The 13,372-nt window shown below is 67.9% G+C and carries 10 protein-coding genes and 1 tRNA gene; 6 read left to right on the forward strand and 5 right to left on the reverse strand.

Translation table 11 applies throughout. The features are described 5' to 3' along the window. The first annotated feature begins 45 nt into the window (after positions 1-45). The 3 genes from AB0I19_RS23645 to AB0I19_RS23655 all read left to right on the forward strand — a co-directional run bounded on the left by AB0I19_RS23645 (position 46) and on the right by AB0I19_RS23655 (position 3,105). Complete coding sequence (locus AB0I19_RS23645) at positions 46-2,199, forward strand: ATP-dependent DNA helicase UvrD2 (protein WP_357151296.1); 2,154 nt, start codon at positions 46-48, stop codon at positions 2,197-2,199. 110 nt (positions 2,200-2,309) lie between these two features. Beyond that, positions 2,310-2,642: a hypothetical protein gene (locus AB0I19_RS23650; protein ID WP_357151213.1), complete on the forward strand. Its 333-nt coding sequence runs from the start codon at positions 2,310-2,312 to the stop codon at positions 2,640-2,642. Positions 2,643-2,778: 136 nt separating this feature from the next. Continuing rightward, the gene (locus tag AB0I19_RS23655; protein ID WP_281201970.1) at positions 2,779-3,105 is read left to right on the forward strand and encodes a WhiB family transcriptional regulator; all 327 of its coding nucleotides are present in this window, start codon (positions 2,779-2,781) and stop codon (positions 3,103-3,105) included. A 148-nt stretch (positions 3,106-3,253) separates the two neighbouring features. Here the strand turns inward: AB0I19_RS23655 and AB0I19_RS23660 are convergent, their stop codons facing one another. The 3 genes from AB0I19_RS23660 to AB0I19_RS23670 all read right to left on the reverse strand — a co-directional run bounded on the left by AB0I19_RS23660 (position 3,254) and on the right by AB0I19_RS23670 (position 7,154). Then, complete coding sequence (locus tag AB0I19_RS23660; protein ID WP_067637292.1) at positions 3,254-4,606, reverse strand: AarF/UbiB family protein; 1,353 nt, start codon at positions 4,604-4,606, stop codon at positions 3,254-3,256. 46 nt (positions 4,607-4,652) lie between these two features. Next, a complete protein-coding gene (locus AB0I19_RS23665) occupies positions 4,653-5,528 on the reverse strand; it encodes a TOMM precursor leader peptide-binding protein (protein WP_357151216.1) in 876 nt (291 codons plus the stop codon). A gap of 207 nt (positions 5,529-5,735) precedes the next feature. Continuing rightward, the gene (locus AB0I19_RS23670; RefSeq protein ID WP_357151218.1) at positions 5,736-7,154 is read right to left on the reverse strand and encodes a zinc-dependent metalloprotease; all 1,419 of its coding nucleotides are present in this window, start codon (positions 7,152-7,154) and stop codon (positions 5,736-5,738) included. A gap of 127 nt (positions 7,155-7,281) precedes the next feature. On the opposite strand from AB0I19_RS23670, the gene AB0I19_RS23675 reads away from it, so the two are divergent. Next, positions 7,282-8,307, forward strand: coding sequence for a PDZ domain-containing protein (locus AB0I19_RS23675; RefSeq protein WP_357151220.1), 1,026 nt, complete (start codon positions 7,282-7,284; stop codon positions 8,305-8,307). Between the two features lie 122 nt (positions 8,308-8,429). Here AB0I19_RS23675 and AB0I19_RS23680 read toward each other — a convergent pair whose 3' ends face one another. Beyond that, positions 8,430-9,008, reverse strand: coding sequence for a PPA1309 family protein (locus tag AB0I19_RS23680; protein WP_357151222.1), 579 nt, complete (start codon positions 9,006-9,008; stop codon positions 8,430-8,432). Between the two features lie 157 nt (positions 9,009-9,165). Here AB0I19_RS23680 and AB0I19_RS23685 point away from each other — a divergent pair, with 157 nt between their 5' ends. After that, on the forward strand, positions 9,166-12,147 hold the full coding sequence (locus tag AB0I19_RS23685; RefSeq protein WP_067491743.1) for a UPF0182 family protein: 2,982 nt from the start codon (positions 9,166-9,168) through the stop codon (positions 12,145-12,147). Between the two features lie 69 nt (positions 12,148-12,216). Here AB0I19_RS23685 and AB0I19_RS23690 read toward each other — a convergent pair whose 3' ends face one another. Then, positions 12,217-12,765 (reverse strand): transglycosylase family protein, encoded by a 549-nt coding sequence (locus tag AB0I19_RS23690; RefSeq protein ID WP_067491595.1) that lies wholly within the window; start codon positions 12,763-12,765, stop codon positions 12,217-12,219. A 354-nt stretch (positions 12,766-13,119) separates the two neighbouring features. Between AB0I19_RS23690 and AB0I19_RS23695 the strand changes: the two genes are divergently transcribed. Continuing rightward, positions 13,120-13,193 (forward strand) — tRNA-Met (locus AB0I19_RS23695). Positions 13,194-13,372 lie beyond the last annotated feature (179 nt).

Here is a 13,372-nt window from a genome sequence, read left to right on the forward strand (position 1 = left end):
GGCCCTGGTGTTCCGGCCGGGTTCTTGTCGGCGGGCGCTGTCATGATGGTGGCCGTGTCAGCACTCGATCTCGCCGCCCTCGACCCGGAACAGGCCGCCGCGGTGCGGGCACCGAGGGGACCGGTGTGTGTGCTCGCGGGGGCGGGTACCGGCAAGACCAGGACCATCACCCACCGCATCGCACACCTGATCGCGGGCGGTCACGTGAAAGCCGACCAGGTCCTGGCGGTGACGTTCACCGCGCGCGCCGCGGGGGAGATGCGCGGCAGGCTGCGCGCGATGGGCCTGGGCGGTGACGCCGGGCAGGTGCAGGCACGCACCTTCCACGCGGCGGCGCTGCGGCAACTGCGGTACTTCTGGCCGCAGGTCGTCGGCGATGTGCCGTGGCGGTTGCTCGACAGCAAGTTCCCCGTGGTCGCCCAGGCGGCCAACCGGGCGGGGCTGGGCAGCTCGACCGAACTGATCCGCGACCTGCTCAGCGAGATCGAGTGGGCCAAGGCATCGCTGATCGCCCCGGAGGACTATCCGGCGGCCGCCGCGAAATACCACCGCGACGCCCCCGTCGAGGTCACCCGGGTGGCCCAGGTCTACGCCGGGTACGAGTCGGCGAAGACCTCCGCCGACGGTCTGCTGCTCGACTTCGACGACCTGCTGCTGCACACCGCCGCCGCGCTGGAGGACTACCCGGCCGTCGCCGACGAATTCCGCGGCCGGTACCGCAGTTTCGTCGTCGACGAGTACCAGGACGTCACGCCGCTGCAGCAGCGGGTGCTCGACGCCTGGCTCGGCGAGCGCGACGACCTCACCGTCGTCGGTGACGCCAACCAGACCATCTACTCCTTCACCGGCGCCACCCCCAACTACCTGCTCGACTTCTCCCGCCGCTTCCCCGACGCCACTGTCATCCGGCTCGAACGCGACTATCGCTCCACCCCCCAGGTGGTGTCGCTGGCCAACCGGGTGATCGGTGCCGCGCGCGGACGTATTGCGGGCACCCGGCTGGCGCTCGTCGGCCAGCGGCCCGACGGCCCGGAACCCGAATTCGCCGAGTACCCCGACGTGCCCGCCGAGGCCGCGGCCGTCGCGGGCAAGATCAAGAAGCTGATCGCCGCGGGCACACCGGCAGCCGAGATCGCGGTGCTCTACCGGATCAACGCCCAGTCCGAACCGTTCGAACAGGCGCTCAACGAGCGCGGTATCCCGTTCCAGGTGCGCGGCGGGGAAGGGTTCTTCCAGCGCCAAGAGGTGCGCCAGGCCGTACAGAAGCTGCGTCAGGCCGATACCCGCGACGATCTGCCCGACGAGGCGCGCAGCGGCGGCGGGCTCATCACGCTGGTCCGCGCCGAGCTGGCCTCGGTCGGGCTCACCGCCGAGGAACCGGCGGGCGCCCAGGCCAAGGAACGCTGGTCCGCGCTGCTGGCGTTGGTGCAGCTCACCGAGGAACTCGTCGGCCACGACCCCGAGATCGACCTCACCGGTCTGCTCCGCGAGCTCGCCACCCGCGCCGAGGCCAAACACCCGCCGACCGTCGAAGGCGTCACGCTGGCGTCGCTGCATGCCGCCAAGGGCCTGGAATGGGACGCGGTGTTCCTCGTCGGCGTCAGCGACGGCACGCTCCCGATCCAGCACGTACTCGGCGACGACGGCAGCCCGTCCGACCAGGCGGGCCTGGAAGAGGAACGCCGGCTGCTCTACGTGGGCGTCACCCGCGCGCGCGAACACCTGACAGTCTCGTGGTCGCTGGCCCGCGCCGAGGGCGGCCGACGGGTGCGCAGGCGTTCCCGTTTCCTCAACGGCCTCGTCCCCGACGACTCGCCCGCCTCGCGCATCGCCGCGACAGCCACGGGCCCCAAGGACGCCGACGGCAAACGCCCACTGTGCCGGGTCTGCGCGAAACCGCTGATCGGCACCTACGCCTCCATGCTCGGCCGCTGCAGGCGCTGCCCGGCCGAACTCGACGCCGACTTGCTCGCGGCCCTGCAGGAGTGGCGCGCGGAGAAGGCGGAGGTCCTGCGCGTGCGCGACTTCGTGGTGTTCACCGACACCACCCTCACCGCCATCGCCGAACAGCTCCCCGCCGACGACAAGGGGCTGGCGGCCATCGCGGGCATCGGCCCGAAGAAGATCGAGCAGTACGGCGCCGATGTGCTCGCGATCGTCGCGTCGCGGATGCGGGCGAAGACACAAAACCCCAGGTAGAAAATAGGTTGTCCGCTTATCGATCTTTGCCTATGGTGGACAGCACGCACCGAGAGTGATCTCGGCGCGTGGAAACTATCAGCACACGAGTTCAGGAGGGAGGCAGTCAGATGAACAGCAACACCGCATTCGTCGCGATGGGCAATCGCGACCTGATGAACGAATTCATGGTGTCCGCCTCCCGGGGGGTCCTCGCTCTGCAGGGGACCGGTCTGTCCGGCGTCGATACCAAAGCTGTCCCGATGACTGTCATGCATCAGCACAGCCCTGTTCGTCTCCAGGACAAGCCCATTGTGGGTTGGCAGCCGACCGCCGTTCCGGCATCGGCAGACACGTTCGCCGATGAGGCCGGATACGCACCGGCGATCTTCGGCGGCGCAACCCGCCTCCGCGTCCACCCAGCGACCGTGCTCAGGTCTCGACACAGATGTCGAACTAGGTAGGAATTCCTCCCTAGACCTCCTGGCCACGGATCGCGAGAAGCGAAATCCGTGGCCATTGTTTTCGGCTCCTCAGCCGCAGGCTCCGGGTTCGCACACCGAACACCACGACCGCTGCAACGAGCTGAAGGAGAACGACGTGTTCACCGCCCAGGACTGGCCGACGGCCACTACTGACGTGACATGCCGAACCGTGGCGCAGACCCCTCGCGTCCGTGAGGTCACCACCAAGACCCTGCCCTGCCGGGCCGGAAACCCCGATCTGTGGTTCGCCGAGAGCCCCACCGATCTCGAGCAGGCCAAGCAGCTGTGCGCCTCCTGCCCGATCCGTAAGGGCTGCCTGACGGCGGCCATCGACCGCGGCGAGCCGTGGGGTGTCTGGGGCGGTGAGATCTTCGACCAGGGTGTCGTGATCGCCCGCAAGCGCCCGCGCGGCCGCCCGCGCAAGGTCGCGATCTCGGCATGAGCGGTCAGCGGCTGGAGGCGGCAACGGAGTGTAACCACGCAGGCCGCCCGAGCATGCCGCATGAACACAGCATGAACTCGGGAAAAGGGTTGTACCGCAAGCGAACCGCTCACCGTGCGTCGGTGGGCGGTTCGTTTGTTCTGGGCGGCTAAGAGGCTTGTTCGGCGGGGAAGCCGGGCACCCAGGTGCGGACCAGCCGCATGAAACCCAGTTCCGCGTCGAGCTGGGCGAGGATGCCGACGGAGCCGCCGAGCACCCGGAAGACCATCACGTATTCCGCCGGAAGTTGCAGCGCCCGAGCGGTTTTCATCTCCGGACTGGAGAATTCCGATGCCTTGCCCGCGACCCGCTGCATCCAGGCCCTGGTGAAATGGAAGGTGTCGGTGCGGATCGGGTCGCTGAACGGGCGCAGGTAGGCCTCGATCTCCTCGTGCGTCACCTTGCGACCCGGAATCACCCAGCCGTGCTCGTAGAGCAGCCGGGTGAGGGCCTCGTGGTCCTCGGCGACCGCCAGCGCCAGCATTTCGCCGAGGATGCGGGGGAAACCGTCGGGCATCGGCGCGCAGGCACCGAAGTCGAGGACCGCCAGCTTGCCGTCGGGGCGCACGAGGAAGTTACCCGGATGGGGGTCGCCGTGCAGCAGGCCGGCCAGCTCGGGTGAGGAGAAGTGGAAGGTGCCCATCAGCTCGGCAATCCGATTGCGTTGCGCGCGCGTGCCTTCCGGGTCCTCGGCGCCCGCCTTGATCAGCGCGGAGACCGGTGTGCCGTCCAGCCATTCGGTGACGATCACCTTCGGCGCACCCGCCACTACCTTCGGGACCACGATGTGCGGATGCCCGTCGAAGGCGGCGGCGAAGCGGCGCTGGTTGGCCGCCTCGATGCGATAGTCGAGCTCTTCCTCGGTGCGTTCGGTGATCTCGGCGAGCAGCGGCTTCACGTCCGCGCCGGGGATCACCGACGCCAGTAGACCCGACATCCGCGACAGTGTCTTCAGGTCGGCGCGCAGCGCCTCGTCGGCACCGGGGTACTGCACCTTCACCGCCACCGCGCGCCCGTCCGACCACACCGCCCGGTGCACCTGACCGATGCTGGCCGACGCGGCGGGGGTGTCGTCGAAGGACTGGAAACGATCGCGCCACTTGGTGCCGAGCTGCTGGTCCAGGACCCGGTGCACCGTTTCGATCGGCATCGGCGGTGCGGCTGCCTGCAGCTTGGTGAGAGCCTCGCGATAGTGCTCGCCGAATTCCTCCGGCACGGCGGCTTCCATCACACTCAGGGCCTGGCCGAACTTCATCGCGCCGCCCTTGAGTTCGCCGAGCACGGCGAACAACTGCTCGGCGGCCTTCTGGTTCAATCCGGCGTTGATCTGCTGCTTGTCACCCCCGACGAGCTTCTTGCCGAACCCGACGGCGGCTCGCCCCGCGATGCCGAGCGGAATTTTGGCCAACTTGGCATTGCGGCTTGAGCTGCGGCGCACGATCTCGGACACGCTACCCATCATGGCCGAACCTGCGGCCGCTGTGCCATGGGAATGCTCACACCGGCGATCATCGGGCCACCTCCGCACGATGACCGGCCAGTGTCCGACAGCCGCACTCCGGGTGCGGTGGCCACGGTCTGCGGTGCAGTTCGTGCGAATCGAGGTCGAGTTCCATGGTGGAGTCCAGGGTCGCGGGCCGTCGTCGCGGTGAGCATTCGACGATGGCTTCCAGCTCACCGAGCGCCAGTGCGGTGGTCGCCGCCACGCCGGCGGGGGAGGCGTGGCCGGTACGGCCGAGCAGTTGCGCCGCCAGGTGCGGCCAGTCGTGGTCGAGGCCCGCACGGGTGAGGTCGGCACACCGCAGGCAGCTGGTCTGACCGGGCAGGACGAGGGGACCGACGACGCCGATACCGTCGCGCACCCGCACCTGCAGGTGCGGCACCCGGCGCAACACCAGGTCGACCGACAGGCGCGGGTCGATCATCAGCGCGTCGGTGAGCACCACCAGATCGCAACCGGGGGCACCGACCACCACCTCGGGGCGGAACGTGCGCGATCGAGAGGGTCGGAAACCCATGCGGCGCAACCCGATCGTCACCGCGTCCGACAACGGGCCGAGCCCGTGCACGGTGATCGACCGGATCTTTGCCTGTTTGCGCTCGGGTTGCAGCAGCAGCCCCGCTCGGTCGATCGCGGTGAGCAACGCGACGGTGCGATCGGGAGAAATGCCGAATTCTCCGGCACGCCAAATGATCTGCGGCCGCGACTGCAGGCCGTCGAGCAGCCGGAGGAAGGCGAGCACCGTGCCGGTGTCGAGCTCGGTGGTCTCGAGGACGAGCGCGCGTTCGGGGTCCCAGCCCAGTTGCACCGTGCCCGATGGCCGGACCAGGGTGGTCACCCTCGGGTGCAGCATCGGGCCGCGCAGTGGTGTTGTGGTCGTCATGCCAGAAGTATCGGCGTCGACTCGCCTGCGACCAGGGCCCGAAAGCCCAGTTATCCACAGGTTTTGGGCGTGTCGTTTCGACGATCTCATCTTGTGAACAGACGATGTTCCGCCCGTCGTCACGGCGATTCGAGACGACGCCACGCCGAAAAGCCGTGTCGCGCAACCACCGACGGAAAGTTGTTCACCGCCGGTGGTCGCGCACCGTCACGAGTGGTCGGACTCCGGGTCGTCGCCGGTGTCGTCGGACTTCTTCTCGTCCTGCTGCGCCTGGTCGCGCTCGCGGGCCTCGGTCTCGGCGAGCTGGGCCAGCGGATCGTCGAAAGCGCCTGTGCCGCCGCCGATCACGGAGTCGATGAACCCGGCGGGGGAGTCGAGGTCGGTGGAATCGGGCAGCAGGTCGGGGTGTGCCCACACTCCGTCGCGACGCTCCATGCCCGCGTCGTCGGTGAGCCTGCGCCACAGCGCCGAGGCCTCACGCACCTTGCGCGGGCGCAGCTCGAGACCCACCAGCGTCGCGAAGGTCTGCTCGGCGGGCCCACCGGTCGCACGGCGGCGACGCAGCGTCTCCGACAGTGCCGTCGCACCGGGCAACCGCTCGCCGACCGCGTCGGCGACCACCACGTCGACCCAGCCCTCGATCAGCGCCAGCAGCGTCTCCAGCCGTTCCAGCGCGGCCTTCTGCTCGGGCGTGGTCTGCGGTTCGAAGGTGCCCTGCGAGAGCAGTTCCTCCAGCTTGGACGGATCGCTGAGCATCATCGGATCGATGTTCTGGGCGGCGTCCTCCAGCGCGGAGAAGTCCATCTTGATGCCGCGCGCGTACGCCTCGACCGCCCCGAGCACCTGCTGACGCAGCCACGGCACATGCGCGAACAGCCGCTGGTGCGCGGCCTCACGCGCGGCGAGGAACACCATGATCTCGCTCTCGGGCTGCTCGAGTCCCTCGCTGAACGAGGCGATGGCGCTCGGCAGCAGCGCCGCGGTTCCGGCCGGTCCGAGCGGCAGCCCGATATCGGTGGAGGTGAGCACCTCCTTGGCCAGCTGACCGAGCGCCTGACCCAGCTGCGAACCGAACGCGAGCCCACCCATCTGACCGAGCATGCCGACCATCGGACCGGCGAACTGCTTGGCCTCCTCGGGCAACTGCGCGGTCCACATGCCCGAGATCTGCTCGGCCACCGGGTCGCACAGGCGCTTCCAGGTGGGCAGCGTCTCCTCGATCCAGTCGTTGGCCGTCCACGCCACGGTTTTGTTCGCACCCGCCGGAAGGACGGTCGAACCGTCGAGCCACAGCTCGGCCAGGTGCGCCGCGTCGGCGACGGCGGAGGAGGTCTTCGCGGCGATCGGTGCGACGCTGGCACCGAGCTGCTGACGTGCCAGCCGCTTGGCCACGTCGTAGTTGACCGGGCCGGACTGGGCGCCGCCCGGGCCGCCACCCTGGCTCATGCCGCTGATCATCTGGCCGAGCTGGGTCAGCATCTGACCCAGCTGCGACGGGTCGAAACCGCCCGTGCCGCCCGCCCCGAAACCGAACGGATCCGATCCGCCGGGTCCGTTCGCCTCGTCGCGACGCTTACCGGACTCGTCGTCGTCGCGGTTCGAGAAGCCGAAGGGGTGATCGCTCATGCCTCTTACGTTACGCGGGACCTGCCGGTCCACGGTGTTCGCGCATCGCGAAATCCTCGGCAGGGCCGACAGCGCAAAAGCGTGGCACTGCCGTCACCCGCCGAAGGTGATCACTACTGTGGTCGGAGTGAATCGTCGGATCCTCACCCTGATCGTGGCCCTGGTACCCGTCCTCGTGCTCGGCGTGGTCGGCAGTGTGGTCACCGTCCCGTTCGTCGCACTCGGCCCCGGCCCGACCTTCGACACCCTCGGCCAGGTCGACGGTAAGCAGGTGGTCGACGTCACGGGCGCACCCCTCGATCCGACCACCGGTCAGCTCAATATGACGACCGTTTCGGTGCGCGACGAGCTCAACCTGTTCGAAGCGTTCGGCTTCTGGGTGAGCGGTGAGCACGGCCTCGTCCCGCGCGCCGAGGTGTACCCGCCCGGCGTGTCGCGCGAAGAGGTGGACAAGTCCAACCAGCAGGACTTCAAGGACTCCGAGAGCAACGCCGAGGTCGCCGCGCTGCACCACCTGAACCTGCCGACGGTGGTCCTGGTGCGCGGTGTCGTCGAGGACGGCCCGGCCAAGGACATCCTCGCCGCCGACGACCAGATCATCAGCATCGACGGCAAGCCGATCACCGCACCCCAGGAAGTGATCGACCTGGTCGGCACCAAGGGCCCCGGCGACGTCATCACCGTCGTCTACCGGCGCGGCGACGTCGAGCAGACCACCCCGATCACCCTCGCCGCCCGCCCCGACGACAGCGACAAGGGCTACCTGGGCATCGGCCTCGGCGAGGGCGGGCGCCCGCCGCTGAAGGTGGAATTCAACCTCGCCGACATCGGCGGTCCCTCGGCCGGGCTCATGTTCAGCCTGGCCCTGATCGACAAGCTCTCACCTGGTGAACTCAACGGCGGAAAGTTCGTCGCGGGCACCGGAACCATCGACCAGGACGGCAAGGTCGGCCCGATCGGCGGCATCCAGTACAAGATGATCGCCGCGCGTGAGGCGGGCGCCGAAACCTTCCTCGTGCCCGCCGCCAATTGCAACGAGGCAGCTCAGCGCATCCCGGAGGGGCTGCGACTGGTGAAGGTCGACACCCTCGACACCGCGATCACCGCCCTGTCCGACATCGAAGCGGGCCGCGAACCCATCAGCTGTGCATGACGGCGGCTGGCGCCGCGGTTCTCGGCGCTAAACCCCCGCCTCTTCCCTCCCTCCGGGCACTCCTTCGTCGCACCCTCCGGTCAGTCCAGAGGCGGGGGACGCGCCGAGAACTCGGCAGTTGATCACTCGAGCGTGTGGTGCAGGGCCTCGACGAGGCCCGGTGCCAGGTTCGGGTAGGTGCGCAGGTCGAGGTCGCCGAAGCCGTCGTCGTCCTCGGGGCGGATCTGCAGCAGGCACAGCGACGCGCCCTGGCGCAACACGCCCGCGATGAGGCGGGCATCGCGGCGGCCCGGGTGGGCGTGGGCGGCGGCGCGCCCGGCCGCGTCGGCGGCTTCGTCGTCGGCGAGCAGCGGAACGAGCGCCTCGTCCAGATCGCTCTCCGCGTCCGGCGGCAGCACCACGATCTCCTGGACGAGCACGCAACCCTCGACCGCGGGCGGCCAGGTGGTGGTGGCCAGGAATTCGTCGAGCGCCATCGAACCGCCGGTGATGTCGTCGGGGAAGGCTTCCTGGGCCACCGGTGTCAGTTCGCTGCCCTCGTCGAGCTGATCCTGCAGGTCCGGTTCGGCCGCGGCCAGGTCGGCGGTCGGCACCAACGCGAACATCTGCGGCGGATTGCCCCAGCCCTCGGCGTCGGCGAACTCGACGACCTCGCGCACACAGCGGGCGAGGAGAACTTCGGCGTGCTCGTCATCGGTCACCCGACCATCCAATCATTTTCGGCCCTGCCGCTTGCACGGTGTCCGATTTCCGTAGAGTGGGCGCCAACGATCCCGAACAGGATCACCCGCAACATCGGACTGCGGTGTCCGCGCCCGGAATCGGTCGCGGAACCGCCGGAGCATGGAGAGTGGCACCGTGGGCATGCGGCCCCCCACCGGCTTACCTTCGTTGTCCCGACGCAGCCGTGTGCTGCTGGTGACGGCTGTCGTCCTCGCGGCGCTGCTGCTGCTCGGGCCCCGCCTCACCGACGCCTATACCAACTGGTTGTGGTTCGGCGAGGTCGGTTATCGCAGTGTGTATCTGGGTGTGCTGCGCACCAGATTCATCTTGTTCGTCGTGATCGGCCTGTTCGTCGGGCTCGTGGTGTGGGCGGCGCTGCTGCTCGCTTACCGTTCGCGTCCGGTGTTCGTGCCGGTCGCCGGGCCCAACGATCCGATCGCGCGCTACCGCACCACCGTGATGGCGCGGCTGCGCTGGTTCGGCATCGGCATCCCGGTGCTGCTCGGCCTGCTGTCGGGCCTGGTGGCGCAGTCGAATTGGGCAACCGTGCAGCTGTTCCTGCACGGCGGCGACTTCGGTCAGCAGGACCCGCAGTTCCATCTCGACATCGGGTTCTACACCTTCGACCTGCCGTTCTACCGGATGGTGCTGAACTGGCTGTTCGTCGCGGTGGTCATCGCGTTCTTCGCGAACCTGGTGACCCACTACGTGTTCGGCGGGCTGCGCCTGGCCGGACGCGAGGGCGCGCTCACCCGTGCCGCACGGGTGCAGCTGGCCGTGATCGCCGGCATCTTCGTGCTGCTCAAGGCCGTGGCGTACTGGTTCGACCGGTACGACCTGCTGTCGAGCACGCGCAAGGAACCCACCTTCAGCGGTCCGTCGTTCACCGACATCAACGCGGTACTGCCTGCCAAGCTGATCCTGCTCTCGATCGCGGTGATCTGCGCGATCGCGTTCTTCGCAGGCATCGTGCTGCGCGATCTGCGGGTGCCCGCGATGGCGGCGGCGCTGCTCGTGCTCTCCTCGATCCTGGTCGGTGCGGTGTGGCCGATGGTCGTTGAGCAGTTCTCGGTGCGACCCAATGCCGCCGAGAAGGAAAGCCAGTACATCGAGCGCAATATCCAAGCCACGCGCGAGGCGTACGGCATCACCGACGACAAGGTCGAGTATCGCGACTACCAGGGTGTGAGCACCAAGAGCCCGCTCGAGGTCCCCGCCGACGCGGCGACCATCGGCAATGCCAGGCTGCTCGACCCGAACATCCTCTCGCCCACGTTCACCCAGCTGCAGCAGCGCAAGAACTTCTACGGCTTCCCGGAGTCGCTCGACATCGACCGCTACAACGTCAACGGCGAGCTGCAGGACTACATCGTCGCCGCGCGCGAGCTGCATCCGGCGGCGCTGTCGGGTAACCAGAAGGACTGGATCAACCAGCACACCGTCTACACCCACGGCAACGGTTTCGTCGCCGCGCCCGCCAACCGGGTGAACAAGCCGCAGTCGGATGCGCAGAGCGCTTCGGGCGGCAGCGACTCGGGGTACCCGCTGTTCACGGTGAGCGACCTGTTCACCGAGAAGGACAAGCAGGTGATCAAGGTCGATCAGCCGCGCATCTACTTCGGCGAGCTGATCTCCCAGACCGACCCCGACTACGCCATCGTCGGTACCGCCGAGGGTGAGGCGCCGCGCGAATACGATTCCGACACCGCGCAATTCACCTACGACGGCAGCGGCGGCGTGCCGGTGGGCAACTGGTTCAACCGCTTGGCCTTCGCCGCCAAGTACGCCGAGCGCAACATCCTGTTCTCCTCGGCGATCAGCGACGACTCCAAGATCCTGTTCAACCGGTCGCCGCGCGATCGGGTGCAGAAGGTGGCGCCGTGGTTGACCACCGACGGCAACGCGTACCCGGCGGTTGTCGGCGAGCGCATCGTGTGGATCGTCGATGCCTACACCACCCTCGACAAGTACCCCTACGCGCAGTCGACCTCGCTCGACGGCGCCGTCGAGGACAGCATCGACAAGAAGACCGGCCGGGCCATCCCGCGCAAGGAGGTCAGCTACATCCGCAACTCGGTGAAGGCGACCGTCGACGCCTACGACGGCACCGTCACCCTGTACGAGACCGACACCAACGACCCGGTGCTCAACGCCTGGCAGGGTGTCTTCCCGGATGCGGTGAAGCCCGAGAGCGAGATCTCGGCGGAACTGCGCGCCCACTTCCGCTACCCGGAAGACCTGTTCAAGGTGCAGCGCGAGATGCTCACCAAGTACCACGTGGACAACCCGCGCGAGTTCTTCACCAACAACGCCTTCTGGTCGGTGCCGAGCGATCCGACGATCGAGGGCGGCACCTTCAACCAGCCGCCGTACTACGTGCTGCTCGGTGATCCGAAGACGAACAAGCCGGTGTTCAACCTGACGTCCTCGATGGTCGGCTACAACCGCGAGTACCTGTCGGCCTACATCTCGGTCCGCTCGGACCCGGAGGGCTACGGCAAGTTCACGGTGCTGCAGCTGCCCGGCGAGACGCAGACGCAGGGTCCGCAGCAGACACAGAACTCGATGACCACCGCCGACGCGGTGTCACGGGAGAAGACGCTGCTGTCGAACTCGAACAAGATCCGCTACGGCAATCTGCTCACCCTGCCGGTGGCCGACGGCGGCATCCTGTACGTGGAACCGTTCTACAACGAACGCAACACCGGTTCGTCGACGTTCCCGCAGCTGCTGCGCGTGCTGGTGAGCTACCGCGACTCCGGTGGCGGTGTGAAGGTGGGCTACGCGGCGACCCTGGCCGACGCGCTCAATCAGGTGATCCCGGGCGCCGGTTCGCTGGCGACACCGTTCGGCGGCGACCCGTCGGTGAAGCCGAAACCGGGGGCGACCCCGCCGGTCGACCAGGGCTCGACCCCGCCAGCCGGTGGCGTCGTTCCGCCGCCGCCCGCGTCGGGTACCCCGTCGACGCCGACTCAGGAAGCCGCCGCAGCCGAGCTGAGCCGCAAGATCGAGGCGGTGCGCACCGCGATGCGCACGGGCAACTTCGCCGATTTCGGTAAGGCGCTCGAGGAACTGGACAAGGCCGTGCAGGCCTACCAGGACGCGGGCGGCCGGTAACGGTTCGCGACACAAGAAGGCCCCGCCGGAATCGGCGGGGCCTTCTTGCTGCAGGGGGAAACGAGTGGATCAGCCGGCGATCTGTGCGATCAGCGGGGCGTTGGCGTTGAGCAGGTCCTGGTACTGACCGGCGACACCGTACTGCTCGGCCAGGGCACGGCCCGCGGCGGTCGCCTGGTCGACGGCGGCGCGCACCTCGCTGGGGGCCTCGGCGGGCAGCTCGACCGGCAGCTCGACGGCAGGCTCCTCGATCGGGGCCGGGATGGGCTCGGGCTCGGCGGCCTGGAGGTACTTGCCGCAGTGCGGCCACGCGCCGACACCCTGGGTGGCGAGCACGTTCTCCGCGACGCGGATCTGCTCTTCCTTGCTCGCGGTGTGGGCCGAGCCCTGTCCGCCGTTGGCAGCCCAGGTGCTCTGCGAGAACTGCAGGCCACCGTAGTAACCGTTGCCGGTGTTGATGCCCCAGTTGCCGCCGCTCTCGCACTGGGCGACGCCGTCCCAGTTGTGGGCGGCGGCGGAGGCGGTACCGGTGGCGAGGCTGAACGGAACGGCAACCAGGGCGCCGGTGACGGCGGCGACGCCGAGGGCACGGGTGCGGAATTTCCGGGTTTCAGTCATGGGGGAGACGCTAACCAAGAATTGCGCGCCGATCACATCTTGATAACGGACTCATTGTGTGATTGGAACAGTCGTCTTTTCGAGGTTTATGCGGTGTATCCGGCGGGAATGCATAAGTGCCGAACAGTTTGTAATCGCACCGTTATGTGCCCGAGATCACGCCGAAATAGTGATCCCCGTCACCGAATCCGACATGCGGGCCGGGTTTGCCTAGATTCCGGTGATGGTGATCACAATTGAACGCACCGTCGTGGATCCCATGTCGGGGAAGAGGGCTCCGCAACTGCGAAAAACCCCGCCTGACCTGACGATTTGGCATCTACGCTAACCCGTGTGTAATGTTGTATTCACCGACGCGGGGTGGAGCAGCTCGGTAGCTCGCTGGGCTCATAACCCAGAGGTCGCAGGTTCAAATCCTGTCCCCGCTACAAACGAAGACGGTCCTGGTCACACGGTCAGGACCGTCTTCTTTTTGTCCAGGCGCCGTACGGCTGCGTCTCGCGACCCTGTTGACCGTCACCGTTCCCGCTGTTCACCGTCGGTGACATGTACAAGGACGCAGCCGACACCGTGTTGTCCACGGATTCCCCGGCATAGGTTCGGGACG

The organism is Nocardia sp. NPDC050413 (assembly GCF_040655475.1).
Classification (GTDB): domain Bacteria; phylum Actinomycetota; class Actinomycetes; order Mycobacteriales; family Mycobacteriaceae; genus Nocardia; species Nocardia coubleae.